Origin of the sequence: Streptomyces sp. NPDC001406 (assembly GCF_042895285.1) — a bacterium.
In the GTDB taxonomy this organism is placed as follows: Bacteria; Actinomycetota; Actinomycetes; order Streptomycetales; family Streptomycetaceae; genus Streptomyces.
Map to the genome: position 1 here is coordinate 409,487 of NZ_JBIAWG010000007.1, position 17,708 is coordinate 427,194.

Below are 17,708 nucleotides of genomic sequence, written 5' to 3' on the forward strand. Positions count from 1 at the left end.
GCGAACACCGTGCCCTCGGCCGGCGGTGCCGGCGCTCTTGCCGCTGCGGCGCTCGCCTTGGTTTCGCCGCTCTGCGTCCCGCTATGCGTAGCGGCGGCCGACCGAGGTGAGGAGGCGGCGTACGGCGAGGGCGTGGGTGCCGGTGTCGATGACGGCGAGGCGGTAGAGGGTGCCGAGGGGGCCGGGGAACCGGGCCCGGGTCTCGGCCCGTAGCAGGGTGTGGCCGGGGCCGGCCGCGTCCAGGTGGAAGAGCAGGGCGTAGGTCGAGAAGCGGTGGCGTCCGGCGAGGACCAGTTCGCGGCCCGGTTGCGCGGAGACCACCCGGAACCCGGCGAACACCGAGCCCTCGGCCGGTGGGCGGCGCGGCCCGGACACCGCGTGGTCGGCGGCGCCGACCAGGCGCGCGTAGCCGGTTGCGCGCGGGCGGGTGAACGAGCGGTCCAGGACGTCGCCGAGACCGCGCCAGACGGCGTCGGGCCGCGCCGCGACGAGGGTCGTGTGCTCGTCGACGAACGGCAGTGCGGCGATCGCGGCGGGCTTCATTCGGGCTCCCCCCAGTCGGCCGTCTTGCGGGCCAGGGCGTTGCTCCCGATCGAATTGTGCACGCTGAAGCTCACGGCGTCCGAGCGGTAGCGGTCGTCCGACCACTCCACCGGGCGCCCTTCACGGGTCGTCGTCACCCTGCGGACCCGCAGCAGGGGGCTGGTGCGGCGGATGCCGAGCAGCTCGGCGTCCTGGGCGCCCGCCGCCACCGCGTCGATGACGTGCTCGCCGTAGGCGAAGACCAGGCCCGTGTCCTCGAAGAGCCGCTGGGTGACGGACGGGCAGTCCGGCTCGATGGCCTCGACGGCCGGTGCGATCCAGTCGGCGTACACGGTCCGCTCCAGCAGGACCGGCTCGCCGTCCAGACCGCGCACCCGCAGGACGTGCAACACGGGCGTCCCGGCGCGCAGTTGGAGGCGGACGGCGTCCTCCTTGGTCGCCGGGCGGTGCTCCTGCGCCACGACATGACCCGTCGCCTCGCGGCCCATCGCCCGCGCCCACTGCGCGAAGCTGCGCAGTTCCTCGAAGCTCTGGCTGCGACGGCTGGCCAGCACCACCCTGCGGGCGCCCTGGCGGGAACCGATGAGTCCCTCGGTGGTGAGGGTCGCGACGGCCTGGCGCAGGGTGCCGCGTGAGACGCCGTACTGCGCGGCGAGTTCCGTCTCCGAGGGCAGCCGACTGCCGACTGTGTACTCCTCGCGGTCGATCGCCCGTCGCAGTTCATCGGCGATCTCCTCGTGTCGCGCAGTCATGCTTCCCCTCTGAGTAGATCGCTGTGCACAGCGTGACCAGCCTAATCGAGACCTGAGCGTGATCTGAAACGGTCTGGATTATGCACACAACAAGCGGTCAAAGTTTCTCCGTGGTTTACAGACAGGACACCCGGAGCGGGCGTACTGTGACGCAACTTGTTCAGACAAGTTGTCGTCGTCTCACCTCCCCGCTCGTGTGCACCCCTGGAGTGACCGTGACAGTGTTCCTGCCGCGAACCGCCGTTCTCACCGGTGGCCTCGCCGTAGCCGCCGCCCTCGCCCTCAGCGCCTGCGGCGCCGCCCCCGACAACGCGTCGACCACCGCCGACGGCAAGAACGCCGCAACCGCCACCTCCGCCGCCGACCTCGGCGGCATGGACGCGCTGGTCAAGGCCGCCAAGAAGGAAGGCGCCCTCCACGCCATCGCCCTGCCCCGCGACTGGGCCAACTACGGCGCCCTGATCGACGGCTTCCAGAAGAAGTACGGCATCAAGATCGAGGTCGAGAGCCCCGACGGCTCCAGCCAGGACGAGATCAACGCCGTGACCTCCCGCAAGGGCCAGGACCGGGCCCCCGACGTGCTCGACCTCGGCAGCTCCTTCGCGCTCAGCGCCGCCCAGCAGGGCCTGCTCGCGCCGTACAAGGTGGCCTCCTACGGCGACATCCCGGCCGCGCAGAAGGACGCGCAGGCCCGCTGGTACAACGACTACGGCGGCTACATCTCCATCGGCTGCGACGCCAAGCGCGTCAAGAACTGCCCGACCACCTTCAAGGATCTGCTCAAGCCGGAGTACAAGGGCCAGGTCGCCCTCAACGGCAACCCCACCAAGTCCGGTTCGGCCTTCGGTGGCGTCTACGCGGCCGCCCTCGCGAACGGCGGTTCGTTCGACGACATCCAGCCCGGCCTCGACTTCTTCGGCAAGCTCAAGAAGAACGGCAACTACACGCCCGTCGAGTCGACCCCGGCCACCGTCGAGAAGGGCGAGACGCCGATCAGCATCGACTGGGACTACCTGAACGCCGGCTACGCCGACGAGTTCAAGTCCAAGGGCGTGGACTGGAAGGTCGCGGTGCCCACCGACGGCCAGTTCTCCCAGTTCTACTCCCAGGCCATCAACAAGGACGCCCCGCACCCGGCGGCCGCCCGCCTGTGGCAGGAGTACCTCTACAGCGCCGAGGGCCAGAACCTGTGGCTCAAGGGCTACGCCCGCCCGGCCCTGATGACCTCCCTGGACAAGGCCGGCACCCTCGACAAGACGGCCGCCGCCAAGCTCCCGAAGGTCTCCGGTACGCCCACCTTCCCGACCGAGGCCCAGCAGAGCAAGGCCAAGACGGTCATCGCGCAGGGCTGGTCGAAGGCCGTCGCCGGATGACCACCGCTCTCACGAGGGTGGACACGGCGCCGCTCGCTTCACAGAAGCGGCGGCGCCGTGCCCCCGGCTGGCTCGCCGTCCTCCCGCTGCTCGTGTTCACCGCGATCGCCTTCGGGATCCCCGCCCTCGCCATGCTGAACGGCGCCTTCACCGTCAAGGACCAGACGACGGGCGCCAGTTCGTACACCGCCGAGAACCTGACCACCTCGCTGCAGGGGCCGTACCTCACCGCCCTGGTCGGCAGCGTCAAGCTGTCCGCCGTCTCCGCCGCCCTCGCCACGCTGCTCGGGCTGCCGCTCGCCCAGGCCGTCGTGACCTCGCGGTCGCGCGCGCTGCGCGAATCCGTGCTCACCGCATCCGGCGTCCTCGCCAACTTCGGCGGTGTCCCATTGGCCTTCGCCTTCGTCGCGACCCTCGGCAACGCCGGTGTGCTGACCGTGCACCTGGGCCTTGCGGACAAGGGCTGGGACCTCTACAGCTTCTGGGGGCTGGTGCTGGTCTACCTCTACTTCCTGATCCCGCTGATGGTCCTGACCATCACCCCGGCCCTGGACGGCCTGCGCTCCCAGTGGCGCGAGGCCGCCCGGAACAACGGCGCCACCACCGTCCAGTACTGGCGGCACGTCGCCCTGCCGGTGCTCGCGCCCTCCCTGCTCGGGGGCCTCGTCCTGCTCTTCGGCAGCGCCTTCGCCGCCTACGCCACCGCCGCCGCGATGGTCGGCAGCGCGGTCCCGCTGGTCACCCTGCAGATCGCCGACGCCATCTCCGGCAATGTGCTGGTCGGGCAGGAGAACGTGGCACTCGCCCTCAGCCTCGACATGGTCCTGGTCGCGGGTGTGGTGATGGCCGTGTATCTGCCCCTGCAACGACGGAGCGCCCGATGGCTCGACGCCTGACCCCCTGGCGGTGGGCCGTCCTCGGCCTGGCCGCGCTCTACTTCCTGGTCCCGCTGGGCGCCTCCGTGATCTTCACGGTGGACGTGCCCGGGCAGGGTGTCACCTTCGACGCCTACACGCAGATCGTCTCCGCCGACGGGTTCGTCTCCAGCCTGCTGCTCTCGCTGGAGCTGGCCGCGGCCACCATCGCCGTCGTCCTGCTGCTGATGGTGCCCGCCGTGGTCGCGCTGCGGCTCGGCGCGCCCCGGCTGCGGCCGGTCGTCGAGGTGGTGTGCTCACTGCCGCTGGTCGTGCCGCCGATCGCGTTCGTCGCCGGGATCGCGACCGTCCTGAAGTGGGGTCCCGACCACCTGTCCCGGACCCCGCTGTTCCAGACGTTCGTGGCGATCCAGAACCCGAGCTTCCCGGTCGTGCTGGTCCTCGCGTACGTCGTGATGGCGCTGCCCTTCGTGTACCGGGCGCTGGACTCCGGGCTGCGCGCGATCGACGTCCGCACCCTCGTCGAGGCCGCCCGCAGCTGCGGCGCCTCCTGGCCGCAGGCCCTGGTCCGGGCCGTCCTGCCCAATCTGCGCGGGGCGCTGCTGAACGCGGCCTTCCTCACGCTGGCGCTGGTGCTCGGCGAGTTCACCGTGGCCCGGCTGCTGGGCTTCCAGCCCTTCGCCGTGTGGATCTACAACGTCGGCGGCTCGCAGGCCCAGATGTCCGTCGCCGTGTCCGTGCTGAGCCTGCTCGTCACATGGGCCCTGCTCCTCGCGCTCGCCGGTGCCGGCGGGCGTACCCGAACCGCTTCGTCCCGGGGATGAACCAATGACCGCCACCACGCTCGACACGACCGTCACGGAGAAGGCCGCCACGGTCGAATTCCGCGGCCTTCGCCGGGAGTTCGGGTCCACCGTCGCCCTCGACGGACTCGACCTCGCCGTGCGGCCGGGCGAGTTCCTCGCGCTGCTCGGCCCGTCCGGTTGCGGCAAGACCACCGCGCTGCGCATGCTCGCCGGGTTCGAACACCCGGACTCCGGCGCCGTGCTGGTGGACGGCGAGGACGTCACCCACGTCCCGGCCCACCGCCGTGACGCCGGGATGGTCTTCCAGTCGTACAGCCTCTTCCCGCATCTCAACGCGGTCGACAACGTCGCCTTCGGGCTGCGCATGCGCAAGGTGCGCACGGCCGAACGGCGTTCGCGCGCCGCCGAGTTGCTGGAGCTGGTCGGCCTGGGCGACAAGGGGGAGCGGTTCCCGCACCAGCTCTCCGGCGGCCAGCAGCAGCGCATCGCGCTGGCCCGCGCGCTTGCCCTGCGCCCGCGCGTGCTGCTGCTCGACGAGCCGCTGTCGGCGCTCGACGCCAAGGTACGGCTGACCCTGCGCGAGGAGATCCGCAGACTGCAGCAGGAACTCGGCATCACCACGCTCTTCGTGACGCACGATCAGGAGGAGGCGCTGTCCGTCGCCGACCGGGTCGCCGTCATGCGCGCCGGACGGCTCGAACAGTGCGCCGCCCCCGCCGAGCTGTACGGCCGGCCCGCCACCGCCTTCGTCGCCGAGTTCGTCGGCACGATGAGCCGGATCCCGGGCGTCCTGAAGGACGGCTCGGTCGAGGTGCTCGGGCAGCGGCTGCCGGTAGACGGCGAGGGGCCTGCCGTGACCGAGGTCGACGTGCTGGTGCGGCCCGAGGCCGTCCGCGTGGCCGCGGACGACGAGGGCACCGCGCGCGTCGTCGCCACGGCCTTCCTGGGCGCGGTCGTCCGGGTGACCGTCAGGCTCGCCGACGGCACCGAGGCCAAGGCCGACCTGCCCGCGCACGAGGCGGCCGGACTCGGCGCCGGAGCCGCGGTGAGCGTGTCGCTGCCCGAGCGCCCGGTGCTCGTGGCCGAGCGAAGCGACCGGTAGCGGACGCACCGACCGGTCGGCGCAGTTGTCAGTTCTGTCAGTGAAGAAAGAGAGAAACGTGACCCCCCACCCCCGACTCCCGCTCCAGGCCGTCCTGTTCGACATGGACGGCACGCTCGTCGACACCGAGCGACTGTGGTGGGAGGCGGTGGAGCAGGTCGCCGGACGCCCGCTGACCGAGGCGGACCAGCCGGAGGTGCTCGGCCGTGCCGTCGAGGACACCGCCGAGTGGCTCGGCGCGGCCACCGGCAGGCCGGCCGACGGCATCGCGCGGGAGCTGCACCGGGAGTTCGTCGCCCGGGTCCGCACCGGCACCGTGCCACGCCCCGGCGCGCTCGACCTGCTGGACGCCCTCGCCCGCGACGGCGTGCCCACCGCCCTGGTGACCGCGTCCCCACGCGCGGTCGCCGACACCGTGCTCGAAGCCCTCGGCGCCGGCCGCTTCGCCGCCTCCGTCACCGCCGACGACACCGGCCGCACCAAGCCCGCCCCGGATCCCTACCTCGCCGCCTGCCGTGCGCTCGGTGTCGACCCGGCGGCCTGCGTGGCGGTCGAGGACACCGGTACCGGTGTCAGTTCGGCGGAGGCGGCCGGGTGCGCCGTCCTCGCCGTGCCGTCCCTCGCGCCGATCGAGGCGGCGCCCGGCCGGACCGTACGCGACAGCCTCGTCGCCGTCACCCCGGAGGATCTGCGAGACATGGTCGGATACGAACTGCGCGTCATGACCTGGAACCTGTGGCTCGGCGGCAGCCCGGTCGACGACCACCGTGCCAAGCAGCTCAAGGCGATCCTGGAGAGCGGCGTCGACGTGGTGGGTCTCCAGGAGACCGGCGGCACCGCGGCCCAGGAGCTCGCCGACGCACTGGGCTGGCACCACCACCGGGCCGGGGAGAACCTGGGCGTCATCAGCCGCCACCCGGTCACCGCCCGCTTCGGTGACCCGGACGTCGGCTTCTACGGCGCCGCCGGGGTCCGGATCGAGATCGCCCCGGGCCGCGAGGTCGACGTCTGGACCGCCCACCTCCACTACACGCCGTACGGGCCCTACGAGTCCGCCTTCGACGCTCTCCCGTCGGACGTGCTCGTCGCCCACGAGGAGGTCCGGCTCGCGCAGATGCAGGACGCCCTGGACCGGATCGCCGAGTCGAACGGCGACGGGGTGCCCGTCGTCCTCGTCGGCGACTTCAACTGCCCCTCCCACCTGGACTGGCCCGACGTCGAGTGGCCGGTGACGAAGGCGGCGGAGCGGGCGGGGCTGCGCGACTCCTACCGGGAGGCCCACCCTGACCCGGACACGGCCCCCGGCCACACCTGGTCCCCGATCCATCCGGTGCACGAGGACGGCAGCGGCCGGCCCGAGCCGCAGGACCGGATCGACTACGTCCTGCACCGGGGTCTGACGGTGCTCGACTCCCGGACGGTGGTCAGCGGAATCCCGCGCCCCTGGCCCGACGTCGCGGGCAACGACTGGCCCTCGGACCACGCCGCGGTGGTCACCAGGTTCTCGGTGCCCGGGAACTGAGCCGGGGTCACCGGGGAACTCAGCCGCGGTCACCCGGGAACTGCCCCGGGGTTACCCGGGGCAACCATTGCGGTGCAGGTGGCGATCCCGTAGGTTGTGCCGGACTTTCTACTGACTGGTAACACCGGCAGGTATTCCATGCGCTGGCCCGTCGGCCGTCCCACCACCGTCCGCACCCGGATCGTGGCACTCGCACTCGCTCCGGTCGTCGCCCTGATGGCACTGTGGAGCTTCGCCATGGTGTCCGTCACCGGCGAACTGCGGGCGCTGATCCGGCTCCAGGGGGTGTACGAGGACTTCGGCACCCCCGTGGACACGGCCATCGGCCAGATCCAGATCGAACGGCGGCTCTCGGCCACCTACCTGGGCGCGGGCCACGACACGGCCGCCGCCGGGAACCTGCTGGCCCAGCAGCGCCGCACCGACCGCGCCGTGAGTGCCATGCGCGACGCGATCCGGGACGGCGACCGCAGCCGGCTCAGCGACCGGCAGCGGGACACGCTCGACGCGATGCTCCACGCCACCGACGGACTGGACGAGCTGCGGGACCGCGTGCTGGCCCGGCGGATCTCCTGGGACCGGGCCGTCACCGAGTACGGCGCACTCGTCGAGCCCGGCTTCGACGTCCAGTCCACGCTCACCGCCCTGCAGGCCGGGCAGCTCGCCCGGGAGGCGCAGGTCGTCATCGAGCTGGTGCGGGTACGGGAGTTCGTCTCCCGCGAGGACGCCCTGGTCGCCGGGGCACGGGCCGCGGGGACGCTGTCCGACCGGCAGTACGACACCCTGACCGCGACGATCGAGGACCGGCGGGTCTTCGAGCGGACGTATGTGCCGGACCTGCCGTCCGACTCGCGCGCCCTGTTCGAGGAGTTCCAGCGCGGCGACCTGCACCGCTCGCTGGTGCGGGGCGAGGACGCGCTGCTGCGGGCCGGTCCGGCACACGCCGGTGAGGCCGTCGCGGCCGGCACCTGGCGGACGACCAGCGACCGGGCCGTCAAGCGCTATATGCAGCTGTGCACCCGCTCCGCCGAGAACTCGGCCGCGCGCGGGCGGGCGTTCGCCTACCAGGAGCTGACAAAGGCGGTCGTCGTCGCGGTGGCCGGGCTGGCCGCCGTGGGAGTGTCCCTGTGGTTCGCGGTGCGCGGCGCCCGGCGGATCTCCCGCCGCCTGGAGACGCTGCGGGACGCCGCCGACGTGCTGACCACCCGGCAACTGCCGGACGTGATGCGACGGCTGAGTGCCGGTGAGGACGTGGACGCGGTCGCGGAGGCGCCGCCGCTGGCCGCCGACGAGGTACGGGCCGACGAGATCGGCCAGGTCGGCCGGTCCTTCAACGCCGCGCGCCTGGCCGCCGTCGAAGCGGCCGTCAAGCAGGCCACCCTGCGGCGCGGGCTGTTCGCGGTGCTCCTCAACATCGCCCGCCGCAACCAGGCGCTCGTCCATCGCCAGCTGAAGCTCGTCGACACGCTGGAGCGGCGCACCGAGGATCCGGACATCCTGCGCCAGCTGTTCCGCATCGACCATCTGACCACGCGTATGCGCCGGCACGCGGAGAGCCTGATCATCCTGTCCGGCGCGGTGCCCGGGCGCAGATGGCGACGTCCGGTGCCGGTCGCGGACGTGGTGTCGGCCGCGGTGGGCGAGATCGAGGACTACACGCGCGTGGTGGTCCCGCCGATGGCCGAGGTCGGGGTCGCGGCGGACGCCGTGGCCGACGTTGTGCATCTGATCGCCGAGCTCCTGGAGAACGCCACGGTGTTCTCGCCGCCGCACACGCAGGTCACCCTGCGCACCGGCCGGGCGTCCGGCGGCTTCGTCCTGGAGCTGGACGACCGGGGCCTCGGCCTCGACCCCGACCAGCTCGCCGACGCCCATCGCACCCTCACCGACCCCGACGCCTTCGACCCGACCCGGCACGACCGGCTCGGCCTGTACGTTGTGGGCCGCCTGGCCGCCCGCCACGGCATCCAGGTCACCCTGCGGGACTCGCCGTACGGCGGTACGACCGCGGTGGTACTGCTGCCGTCGACGCTCCTGGCGGAGCTGGAGCCCGAGGCAGGCGACGGGAGCGCGGACCCGGACACGCCGGTACGCAGCCTGCCGTCACGGCGCGGCTCCGGCGCCCCCGGCCGCGCGGAGCGGCCACGGGCAACGGCCCCGGCGCCCCAGCACGGTCGAGCCGACGGCCACTCGGCGGACACCGACCGGGCGGAGGACGGCCGGACGCGGGTTTCGCTCGCCGAGCACGGCCGGGTGCAGGACCTGACGGCCGAGCCCGGTCGGGTGGTGCGCCTGGTGACGGAGGGCGGCCAGGTGAGCGGGCCGAGGGAGGGCGTCGGCCCTGCTCCCGACGCGGACGCTCCCGCTCCCGACATGGACGCTCCCGCGCTGCCCACCCGCGTTCGGCAGGCCTCGCTCGCCGCACCGCTGCGCGACGACCCGCCGCCCCGAGATGCCGCCCCGGAGCGTGAGGTCGACGCCGAGGAGATGCGGGCGGTCTTCGGCGCCTTCCAGCGCGGCCTCGAACGGGGCCGCAAGGGCCTGCCCACGACCACAGACGCCGACGAAGGGACGGACGCCGACGATGCACGGTGACGAGACGACACACGGTGACGCACAGACCCATGAGCACCGGGCCGGAGCACCCGACGCCGGCCTCGGCTGGCTGCTCGACGACCTGGTGGCCAGGACCGAGCACGTCCGTCAGGCCGTGCTCCTCACCGCGGACGGCCTGCCGCTGAGCGCCTCGGAGGGCATGCGCAGACGGGACATCGAGCACCTCGCCGCCGTCTGCTCCGGCTTCCACAGCCTGGCCCGCTCGGCGGGGGAGCGGTTCGAGGCCGGAGAGGTACGGCAGACGATGGTGATGCTCGACGACGCCTACCTCTTCATCACCCCGGCCGGCGACGGCAGCCGCCTGGCCGTGCTCAGCGAGGTGCAGACCGACGTAGGACAGCTGGCCCACGAGATGGCGCTGCTCGTCCGCCGCCTCGGCCGCCACCTGGACGCCGCCGCACGCTCGGCCACCTGATCCGGCCGTGCGCGACGACCACTGGTACGAGGACGAGACCGGGTCGATGGTGCGCCCCTACACCGTCACCCGGGGCCGCACCCGGCCCTCGGAGCGGCACACCATCGACCTGATGTCCCGGGTCACCGCCCTGGAGACGGACACGGCGCGGCCGGGCGTCGACCACGCCCGCACCGCCCTGCTCGACCTGGTGCGCCGCGGCCCGCGCCCGGTCGTCGAGCTCGCCGCGGACGCCGACCTGCCCCTGACCGTCGTACGCGTGCTGCTCGGCGATCTGGCCGAGGCCGGGCTGGTGCGCATCGACGAGCCGCGCCGTCTGCCGGTCTCCGGCCCCGCGGCCGACCCGGAGCTGCTCCAGGAGATCGTCGAGCGACTGCGCGAACTCTGACACCGACGGCGTTCGTGCAGCACCAACTTCGGGGCGTATGCGCAGGTCAGGCCGCCGGGCCGGCTCCGGTGGGCCACGATCGCCCGGATCCGTGGCCCGAGGGTACGCAACGAATCGCCGCTCGGTGCCGGGTGCACGCAACGAACCGCTCACCGGCGCGCAACGGCTCCTCCTTGTCCGGCCGAGTCCGCCGAACGTACCTTCTAACTGGCCCCCAAACCCCTCCGTACCGGTGAGGAACACGCATGCGCACCGCCCTGCTCCAGAGCTCCGGCCGCCCCGGCTCGACCGTCGAGAACCTCAAGGTCCTCGACGAGGCCGCGGGCCGCGCCGCCGCCGCGGGCGCCGCGCTGCTCTCCACGCCGGAGATGTTCCTCACCGGGTACGCGATCGGCGACGACATCGGCCGCCTGGCCGAGCCCGCCGACGGCGACTCGGCCGACGCGATCGCCGAGCTCGCCGGCCGGCACGGTCTGGCCATCGCCTACGGCTACCCGGAGCGCGACGGCGACACGGTCCACAACTCCGTCCAGCTGATCTCCGCGGACGGCACCCGTCTCGCGAACTACCGCAAGACCCACCTCTTCGGCTGCTTCGAGCGCGACCACTTCACCCCGGGCGACCAGCCCGTCGTCCAGGCCGAGCTGAACGGCCTGACCGTCGGCCTGATGATCTGCTACGACGTCGAGTTCCCGGAGAACGTCCGCGCCCACGCCCTGGCCGGCACCGACCTCCTCGTCGTGCCGACTGCGCAGATGCATCCGTTCCAGTTCGTCGCCGAGTCCCTCGTCCCGGTGCGGGCCTGGGAGAACCAGATGTACGTGGCGTACGTCAACCGGGTCGGTCCGGAGGGCGAGTTCGAATTCGTCGGACTGTCCGTCCTCGCCGGTCCCGACGGAGTCGCCCGCACCCGGGCCGGCCGCGCCGAGGAACTCGTCCTCGCCGACGTCGACCCCGCCTTCCTGGCCGCCTCCCGCGAGGCGAACCCGTATCTGAAGGACCGCCGCCCCGGCCTCTACGGGTCGCTCGTCTGAACCTCCCGATCTGCCCGCCCCCCCGAACCCCTCCCCAGAACTTCCCCCGAGTTCTTCCCGCGCAAGGAGTCCGTACCCCATGACGTCCACGGTGCCCAACGCCGTCCAGCACGCCGACGAGCAGCAGCCGCCGATCACCATGTTCGGCCCGGACTTCCCGTACGCGTACGACGACTTCCTCGCCCACCCGGCGGGCCTCGGCCAGGTCCCCGCGACCGAGCACGGCACCGAGGTCGCGGTCGTCGGCGGCGGTCTGTCCGGCATCGTGGCCGCCTACGAGCTGATGAAGATGGGCCTCAAGCCCGTCGTCTACGAGGCCGACCAGCTCGGCGGCCGGCTGCGCACCGTCGGCTTCGAGGGCTGCGACGAGTCGCTCAACTGCGAGCTGGGCGCGATGCGCTTCCCGCCGTCCTCCACCGCCCTCCAGCACTACATCGACCTGGTCGGCCTGGAGACCAAGGCCTTCCCCAACCCCCTTGCCGAGGCGACGCCTTCGACCGTCGTCGACCTCAAGGGTGAGTCGCACTACGCCGAGACCATCGACGACCTGCCGCAGGTCTACCGTGACGTCGCCGAGGCCTGGAACAAGTGCCTCGACGAGGGCGCCGACTTCTCCGACATGAACCGCGCCATGCGCGAGCGGGACGTGCCGCGCATCCGTGAGATCTGGGCGAAGCTGGTCGAGAAGCTCGACAACCAGACCTTCTACGGCTTCCTCTGCGAGTCCGAGGCCTTCAAGTCCTTCCGGCACCGCGAGATCTTCGGCCAGGTCGGCTTCGGCACCGGCGGCTGGGACACCGACTTCCCGAACTCCATCCTGGAGATCCTGCGCGTCGTCTACACCGAGGCCGACGACCACCACCGCGGCATCGTCGGCGGCTCCCAGCAGCTGCCGGTGCGGCTGTGGGAGCGCGAGCCGGAGAAGATCGTCCACTGGCCGTACGGCACCTCGCTGAAGACCCTGCACGAGAACGGCGAGCCGCGCCCGGCCGTGACCCGGCTGCACCGCACCGCGGGCAACCAGATCACGGTGACCGACGCGAACGGCGACATCCGCACCTTCAAGGCGGCCATCTTCACCGCCCAGTCCTGGATGCTGCTGTCCAAGATCGCCTGCGACGACTCGCTCTTCCCGATCGACCACTGGACGGCCATCGAGCGGACCCACTACATGGAGTCCTCGAAGCTCTTCGTGCCGGTGGACCGGCCGTTCTGGCTGGACAAGGCCGTCGACGACGGGGGAAATCCGACCGGCCGGGACGTCATGTCGATGACGCTCACCGACCGTATGACGCGCGGCACCTACCTCCTGGACGACGGTCCGGACAAGCCCGCCGTCATCTGCCTCTCCTACACCTGGTGCGACGACAGCCTGAAGTGGCTGCCGCTGTCCGCGAACGAGCGGATGGAGGTCATGCTGAAGTCGCTCGGCGAGATCTACCCCAAGGTCGACATCAGGAAGCACATCATCGGCAACCCGGTGACCGTCTCCTGGGAGAACGAGCCCTACTTCATGGGCGCGTTCAAGGCCAACCTGCCCGGCCACTACCGCTACCAGCGCCGCCTGTACACCCACTTCATGCAGGACCGGCTGCCCGAGGACAAGCGGGGCATCTTCCTGGCCGGCGACGACATCTCCTGGACGGCCGGCTGGGCCGAGGGTGCCGTCCAGACCGCGCTGAACGCGGTCTGGGGCGTCATGCACCACTTCGGCGGCACGACCGACGCGGCCAACCCGGGCCCGGGTGACGTCTACGACGAGATCGCGCCGGTCGAGCTCCCCGAGGACTAGGCCAGGACCAGGCCCTGTCCTACACCCCGGCCGCGCGGGCCTTCTCGTAGACCTCCGAGGCGATGTCCTTGAGCTCCTGGGCGTCCCGCGCGGAGTCCTGGAGGTCGACGAGGATCTCCTCCAGGCCGATTGCCGCGTGCGCGACCAGGTCCTCCACGATCTGGTCCGCGTTGCCCTGGAAGGGGCGGCGGTCGGGGCCGTCGTAGGGCTTGGCCGAGTAGGCGGCGTTCACCCGCAGGACCGTCTGGACCGGCTCCTTGCGCCCGCGCTCGGACGCCAGGTCCTGCAGTTGGGCCCACTGGGCGGCGATCTGCTCGACGCCCATGCCCACCGGCAGCCAGCCGTCGGCGTGGTCGACGAGCCGGGTCAGCGCCCGCTTGTTGCTCGCGGCCAGCAGGATGGGGATCGGCCGGGCGGGCTTGGGCCCGACCACGGCCGACTCGATCTTGGTGAGCCGGCCGTCGTAGCGCACCGGGTCGGGGCCCCACACCGCGCGGCAGACCTCGATGGTCTCGTCGAGCACCTTGCCGCGCTCCGCGATCGGCCGGATGCCGGCGGCCGCGTACTCGTCCAGCGACCAGCCCGTGCCGAAGCCGGCGATCACCCGGCCGCCGCTCGCCGCGTCCAGTGTGGCGAGGGACTTGGCCAGCTGGAACGGCTGGTGCAGGGGCGCGACCAGCACGCTCGAACCCAGCCGGACCCGCTCGGTCGCCGCGGCGGCGAGCGTCAGCGTGACCAGCGGCTCGGCCACACCGCGGTAGGAGTCCGGCCAGGGCATGCCCTCGATGCCGTACAGGCCCTGGGTCGCGGGCTCCGGGAAGAGGGCCCGCTCGTACACCCACAGGCTGTCGTATCCGATCCCCTCGGCGGTGCGTGCCACATCGGGCACGTCCTTGCCGAGGGCGTACTGCCGATTCTGCGGAAGGCTGAGTCCGAGCCTGGTCGCCATGTGCCGAGTGCTCCTTCGCGATCGGTTTCGGCTGCAACCTACAGTGATCGCCGCGGAGTTCCGGTGAGGCGTGGCGGGGATGGCCGGATCGGGTCGCGTCAGTCGGCGAGCGGGGTCAGCAGCATGCGCCCGGCGAAGCCCACGGCCGCGTCGAGGCGCTCGGTGAGCTCCTCGGCGACGTCCTCGAACCGGCGCAGCGCCCACAGGGCCCGCGCCGCCGACCAGGTGGCCTCCCGGGCGCGCTCCAGGCTCCACGAGCCGAGCAGATGGGTGAGCGGGTCGGCGATCTGGAGCAGATCGGGGCCGGGCATCAGATCCTCGCGGATGCGTTCCTCCAGCGATACGAGGAGGTCGCCCACGCGGTCGAACTCGTCCTCCAGATCGGCCGGTTCGCAGCCGAGCGTACGACAGGTGTCCACGACGGCGAGCGCCAGATCGTGGCCGATGTGCGCGTTGATGCCCGCGAGGGCGAACTGCAGGGGTCGTACACCGGGATGGCGGCGGAGCTGGAACAGCGGGCGCCAGCAGGCAGGCGGACGGCGGTCGTCCGCGACCGCGTCCACGGCGGCGAGATACCGCTCCGCGAACCGTACGTCCAGCGCGGTCGCCGCCCGCGGGTCCGTGAACTGCCCGGCGTCCAGGCGCCGTTCCACCTCCTCGGTGACGGCCAGGTAGACGCGGTTGAACACCGCGACCCCGTCCCGCTCGGGCAGGGCCGAGTCCAGGGCGCGCATCCGGGCGACGACGGTGTCGACGCAAGCGGTGAAGTGTTCCAACTGCGGCATGGGGGAAGGGTCCCAGCCCTGGGCCGACCGGCGTGCCGACGGGCCCGGTGCTTCCCCACAACGGGGGAACGCCCCGTTGCGCGAGCGCAAGGTGGGGGAGGGGAGGGGCACTGTGTCCGGTTTACGTGCCCGCCGCCTGGCCGCACGCAGGGCCGCACGCAGGCGTGCCCTCCGGCGCGGCGCGATGGTGGCGTTGGCCTCGGTCGTGACCGCCGTCGGCACCGCGACCGGGATGCTCTCGGCGCTCGACGACGGGCACGGCTCCGACCGAGCCCGGCCCGAGTTCACGCACACGACGAGCCCGGCGCCGTTGCCCCCGGTGCCGTCGGCATCCGCGCCGCCCACTCCCACCGTCTCCCCGTCCGTGAAGAAGGAGTCGACGAGGCCCGGACCTTCCCCCACCCGCAGTGAACGCAGGGAACGGACCGCCGTCCTGCCCCACCGCCTCTACCGGCACCCGGACTCCCAGGTGCTCGACTGGGTCCGGGCCCACCCCGACGACCCCCGCGCCGCGCTCATCGAGTCCCGTATTGCCAACCAGCCGGCCGCCGTGTGGTTCACCGACCACACCCCGGCGACCATCGCCTCGCGGGTGCGCGCGGTGACCTCGGCAGCGGCGGCGCGGGGCCGGGTGCCGGTGCTCGTGCCGTACGCGATCCCGGACTGCGACTGCGGCGGCGCCTCCCAGGGCGGGGCGCCCGATCTCGCCGCGTACGACGCCTGGATCGACGCCTTCGCCCAGGGGCTGGGCTCCGGCGAGGTCGTCGTCGTGCTGGAGCCGGACTCGATCGCCCAGTCCGACTGCCTCCCGGCCGCGGACCGCGCCGACCGGTTCGCCTCGCTGGCCCGCGCGGGCCGGGTCCTGAAGGCCGCCGACCCCGGGGCGCGGGTCTACTACGACGCCGGCCACTCGGGCTGGAACCCGGCCGACCGGCAGGCGGCCCTGCTGAGGCAGGCGGGCGCCGCGTCACCGGCGTCCTCCGACGGCATCTTCAGCAACGTCTCCAACTTCCGCACCACGGCCGACGAGATCGCCTACGACCGGCAGGTCCTCGACACCCTTGGCGGTCCCGCCGGCTTCGGCGCGGTGATCGACACGAGCCGCAACGGCAACGGCGCCCCGGCCGACGGCGAGTGGTGCGACCCGGCGGGCCGCAGGCTCGGCCGCACCCCCACCCTGAACACCGGCGAGCGGCGCATCGACGCCTACCTGTGGGTGAAGCCGCCGGGGGAGTCGGACGGCTGCAGGGCGGCGGCCGGGACGTTCACCCCGTCGTACGCCTACGAACTGGCGCGGTCGGTCTCCTCGTCGTAGGACGACGTGCCCTCGTCCAGCAGGGGCTCCTGGACCTTGAGGTGGGCGGGTGCCATGAGGCGCAGTGCGTGGTAGCCGGTGATGACCACCAGCGTGCCCAGCGCGATACCGCTGAGGGAGAAGTTGGCGGTGAACTTCATGGTGACGTTGCCGACGCCGATGACGATGCCCGCGGCGGCCGGTACGAGGTTCAGCGGGTTGCGCAGATCGACCCGGGCGTTGGTCCAGATCTGCGCTCCGAGCAGGCCGATCATGCCGTACAGGATGACGGTGATGCCGCCGAGGACACCGCCCGGGATCGCGGCGACGACCGCGCCGAACTTGGGGCAGAGGCCGAACAGGAGCGCGAAGCCGGCGGCGGCCCAGTACGCGGCGGTCGAGTAGACGCGGGTCGCGGCCATCACGCCGATGTTCTCGGAGTACGTGGTGTTGGGCGGCCCGCCCACCGCGGTGGACAGCATCGACGCCACGCCGTCGGCCGAGATCGCCGTGCCGAGCCTGTCGTCGAGGCGCTCGCCGGTCATCTCGCCGACCGCCTTGACGTGTCCGGCGTTCTCCGCGACCAGGGCGATGACGACCGGGAGCGCGACCAGGACCGCCGACCACTGGAAGGACGGGCCGTGGAAGGACGGCAGCCCGACCCAGTCGGCCCTGCCGACACCGGAGAGGTCGAGCCGCCAGTGGTCGGTGAGCCTGCCGCTCGCGTCCACCGAGTGGATCTTCCCGAAGATCTGGTCGAAGGCCCATGAGATGCCGTACCCGAAGAGCAGGCCCAGGAAGATCGCGATACGGGACCAGAATCCACGCAGGCAGACGACCGCCAGACCGGTGAACAGCATCACCAGCAGCGCCGTCCACTGGTCCTGCGGCCAGTACGTGGACGCGGTCACCGGAGCGAGGTTGAAGCCGATCAGCATCACGACCGCGCCGGTGACGATCGGCGGCATCGTGGCATGGATGATCCGCGCTCCGAAGCGCTGCACCGCGAGTCCGGCCAGGAACAGCGCGACGCCGACGACGAAGACCGCGCCGGTCACGGTCGCGCTCGTGCCGCCCTGCGCGCGGATCACCGCGGCCACGCCCACGAAGGAGAGCGAGCAGCCCAGATAGCTGGGAATCCGGCCGCGGGTGGCGAGCAGGAAGATCACGGTCGCGACGCCGGACATCATGATCGCGAGATTGGGGTCCAGTCCCATCAGGACGGGGGCCACGAAGGACGCGCCGAACATGGCCACCACGTGCTGGGCGCCGAGTCCCGCCGTGCGCGGCCAGGAGAGCCGTTCGTCGGGGCGTACCACCGCTCCGGGCTCGGGCGTGCGCCCGTCGCCGTGCAGCTTCCAGCGGACGCCGAGGTTCATGTGGGACTTCGCTTTCTCTGTACGTGAAGACGGTCCGGACCATTGTCAGGGGTACCTGGTGGTTCTACGCTCACACGGTCCTA

The 17,708-nt window shown here is 72.1% G+C and carries 16 protein-coding genes; 11 read left to right on the forward strand and 5 right to left on the reverse strand.

Annotation, left to right across the window (positions count from 1 at the left end; genetic code table 11):
* Nucleotides 1-81 precede the first annotated feature (81 nt).
* Both ACFY1J_RS19715 and ACFY1J_RS19720 read right to left on the reverse strand, forming a co-directional pair.
* Nucleotides 82-543, reverse strand: coding sequence for a hypothetical protein (locus tag ACFY1J_RS19715; protein ID WP_390712453.1), 462 nt, complete (start codon nt 541-543; stop codon nt 82-84).
* Complete coding sequence (locus ACFY1J_RS19720) at nt 540-1,295, reverse strand: GntR family transcriptional regulator (protein WP_390731579.1); 756 nt, start codon at nt 1,293-1,295, stop codon at nt 540-542. The genes ACFY1J_RS19715 and ACFY1J_RS19720 overlap by 4 nt, the downstream gene beginning before the upstream one ends.
* A 215-nt stretch (nt 1,296-1,510) precedes the next feature.
* On the opposite strand from ACFY1J_RS19720, the gene ACFY1J_RS19725 reads away from it, so the two are divergent.
* The 10 genes from ACFY1J_RS19725 to ACFY1J_RS19770 all read left to right on the forward strand — a co-directional run bounded on the left by ACFY1J_RS19725 (nt 1,511) and on the right by ACFY1J_RS19770 (nt 13,218).
* Nucleotides 1,511-2,668: an ABC transporter substrate-binding protein gene (locus tag ACFY1J_RS19725; protein WP_390712455.1), complete on the forward strand. Its 1,158-nt coding sequence runs from the start codon at nt 1,511-1,513 to the stop codon at nt 2,666-2,668.
* Nucleotides 2,665-3,564 carry an ABC transporter permease gene (locus ACFY1J_RS19730; RefSeq protein ID WP_390712456.1) on the forward strand — a complete coding sequence of 300 codons (900 nt, stop codon included), beginning with the start codon at nt 2,665-2,667 and terminating at the stop codon, nt 3,562-3,564. The genes ACFY1J_RS19725 and ACFY1J_RS19730 overlap by 4 nt, the downstream gene beginning before the upstream one ends.
* Nucleotides 3,549-4,367: an ABC transporter permease gene (locus ACFY1J_RS19735; RefSeq protein ID WP_390731580.1), complete on the forward strand. Its 819-nt coding sequence runs from the start codon at nt 3,549-3,551 to the stop codon at nt 4,365-4,367. The genes ACFY1J_RS19730 and ACFY1J_RS19735 overlap by 16 nt, the downstream gene beginning before the upstream one ends.
* Before the next feature lie 4 nt (nt 4,368-4,371).
* Nucleotides 4,372-5,451, forward strand: coding sequence for an ABC transporter ATP-binding protein (locus tag ACFY1J_RS19740; protein WP_390712458.1), 1,080 nt, complete (start codon nt 4,372-4,374; stop codon nt 5,449-5,451).
* Nucleotides 5,452-5,509: 58 nt separating this feature from the next.
* Nucleotides 5,510-6,973 (forward strand): HAD-IA family hydrolase, encoded by a 1,464-nt coding sequence (locus ACFY1J_RS19745; RefSeq protein ID WP_390731581.1) that lies wholly within the window; start codon nt 5,510-5,512, stop codon nt 6,971-6,973.
* 138 nt (nt 6,974-7,111) lie between these two features.
* Nucleotides 7,112-9,568 carry a nitrate- and nitrite sensing domain-containing protein gene (locus ACFY1J_RS19750; protein ID WP_390731582.1) on the forward strand — a complete coding sequence of 819 codons (2,457 nt, stop codon included), beginning with the start codon at nt 7,112-7,114 and terminating at the stop codon, nt 9,566-9,568.
* Nucleotides 9,558-10,004 carry a roadblock/LC7 domain-containing protein gene (locus ACFY1J_RS19755; protein WP_390712461.1) on the forward strand — a complete coding sequence of 149 codons (447 nt, stop codon included), beginning with the start codon at nt 9,558-9,560 and terminating at the stop codon, nt 10,002-10,004. The genes ACFY1J_RS19750 and ACFY1J_RS19755 overlap by 11 nt, the downstream gene beginning before the upstream one ends.
* Nucleotides 10,005-10,011: 7 nt before the next feature.
* Nucleotides 10,012-10,392, forward strand: a complete 381-nt coding sequence (locus tag ACFY1J_RS19760; protein ID WP_390712462.1) for a DUF742 domain-containing protein — start codon at nt 10,012-10,014, stop codon at nt 10,390-10,392.
* A 245-nt stretch (nt 10,393-10,637) separates the two neighbouring features.
* On the forward strand, nt 10,638-11,426 hold the full coding sequence (locus tag ACFY1J_RS19765; RefSeq protein WP_390712463.1) for a carbon-nitrogen hydrolase family protein: 789 nt from the start codon (nt 10,638-10,640) through the stop codon (nt 11,424-11,426).
* Nucleotides 11,427-11,505: 79 nt separating this feature from the next.
* Nucleotides 11,506-13,218 (forward strand): flavin monoamine oxidase family protein, encoded by a 1,713-nt coding sequence (locus ACFY1J_RS19770; RefSeq protein WP_390712464.1) that lies wholly within the window; start codon nt 11,506-11,508, stop codon nt 13,216-13,218.
* A gap of 19 nt (nt 13,219-13,237) precedes the next feature.
* On the opposite strand, the gene ACFY1J_RS19775 is transcribed toward ACFY1J_RS19770, so the two are convergent.
* Both ACFY1J_RS19775 and ACFY1J_RS19780 read right to left on the reverse strand, forming a co-directional pair.
* The gene (locus ACFY1J_RS19775) at nt 13,238-14,167 is read right to left on the reverse strand and encodes an LLM class F420-dependent oxidoreductase (protein WP_390731583.1); all 930 of its coding nucleotides are present in this window, start codon (nt 14,165-14,167) and stop codon (nt 13,238-13,240) included.
* A gap of 98 nt (nt 14,168-14,265) precedes the next feature.
* Entirely contained in the window at nt 14,266-14,952 is a 687-nt protein-coding gene (locus ACFY1J_RS19780) for a DUF5995 family protein (protein ID WP_390712466.1), read from the reverse strand.
* A 184-nt stretch (nt 14,953-15,136) separates the two neighbouring features.
* Here ACFY1J_RS19780 and ACFY1J_RS19785 point away from each other — a divergent pair, with 184 nt between their 5' ends.
* Entirely contained in the window at nt 15,137-16,267 is a 1,131-nt protein-coding gene (locus ACFY1J_RS19785) for a glycoside hydrolase family 6 protein (protein ID WP_390731602.1), read from the forward strand.
* On the opposite strand, the gene ACFY1J_RS19790 is transcribed toward ACFY1J_RS19785, so the two are convergent.
* Entirely contained in the window at nt 16,234-17,625 is a 1,392-nt protein-coding gene (locus ACFY1J_RS19790) for a uracil-xanthine permease family protein (protein ID WP_390731584.1), read from the reverse strand. The genes ACFY1J_RS19785 and ACFY1J_RS19790 overlap by 34 nt on opposite strands.
* Nucleotides 17,626-17,708 lie beyond the last annotated feature (83 nt).

Coding starts and splice junctions, on each gene's coding strand:
- ACFY1J_RS19785 (WP_390731602.1), top strand. CDS start 15,137: ATGGTGGCGTTGGCCTCGGTCGTGACCGCCGTCGGCACCGCGACCGGG.
- ACFY1J_RS19730 (WP_390712456.1), top strand. CDS start 2,665: ATGACCACCGCTCTCACGAGGGTGGACACGGCGCCGCTCGCTTCACAG.
- ACFY1J_RS19770 (WP_390712464.1), top strand. CDS start 11,506: ATGACGTCCACGGTGCCCAACGCCGTCCAGCACGCCGACGAGCAGCAG.
- ACFY1J_RS19735 (WP_390731580.1), top strand. CDS start 3,549: ATGGCTCGACGCCTGACCCCCTGGCGGTGGGCCGTCCTCGGCCTGGCC.
- ACFY1J_RS19775 (WP_390731583.1), bottom strand. CDS start 14,167: ATGGCGACCAGGCTCGGACTCAGCCTTCCGCAGAATCGGCAGTACGCC.
- ACFY1J_RS19790 (WP_390731584.1), bottom strand. CDS start 17,625: ATGAACCTCGGCGTCCGCTGGAAGCTGCACGGCGACGGGCGCACGCCC.
- ACFY1J_RS19755 (WP_390712461.1), top strand. CDS start 9,558: ATGCACGGTGACGAGACGACACACGGTGACGCACAGACCCATGAGCAC.
- ACFY1J_RS19720 (WP_390731579.1), bottom strand. CDS start 1,295: ATGACTGCGCGACACGAGGAGATCGCCGATGAACTGCGACGGGCGATC.
- ACFY1J_RS19750 (WP_390731582.1), top strand. CDS start 7,112: ATGCGCTGGCCCGTCGGCCGTCCCACCACCGTCCGCACCCGGATCGTG.
- ACFY1J_RS19740 (WP_390712458.1), top strand. CDS start 4,372: ATGACCGCCACCACGCTCGACACGACCGTCACGGAGAAGGCCGCCACG.
- ACFY1J_RS19715 (WP_390712453.1), bottom strand. CDS start 543: ATGAAGCCCGCCGCGATCGCCGCACTGCCGTTCGTCGACGAGCACACG.
- ACFY1J_RS19765 (WP_390712463.1), top strand. CDS start 10,638: ATGCGCACCGCCCTGCTCCAGAGCTCCGGCCGCCCCGGCTCGACCGTC.
- ACFY1J_RS19780 (WP_390712466.1), bottom strand. CDS start 14,952: ATGCCGCAGTTGGAACACTTCACCGCTTGCGTCGACACCGTCGTCGCC.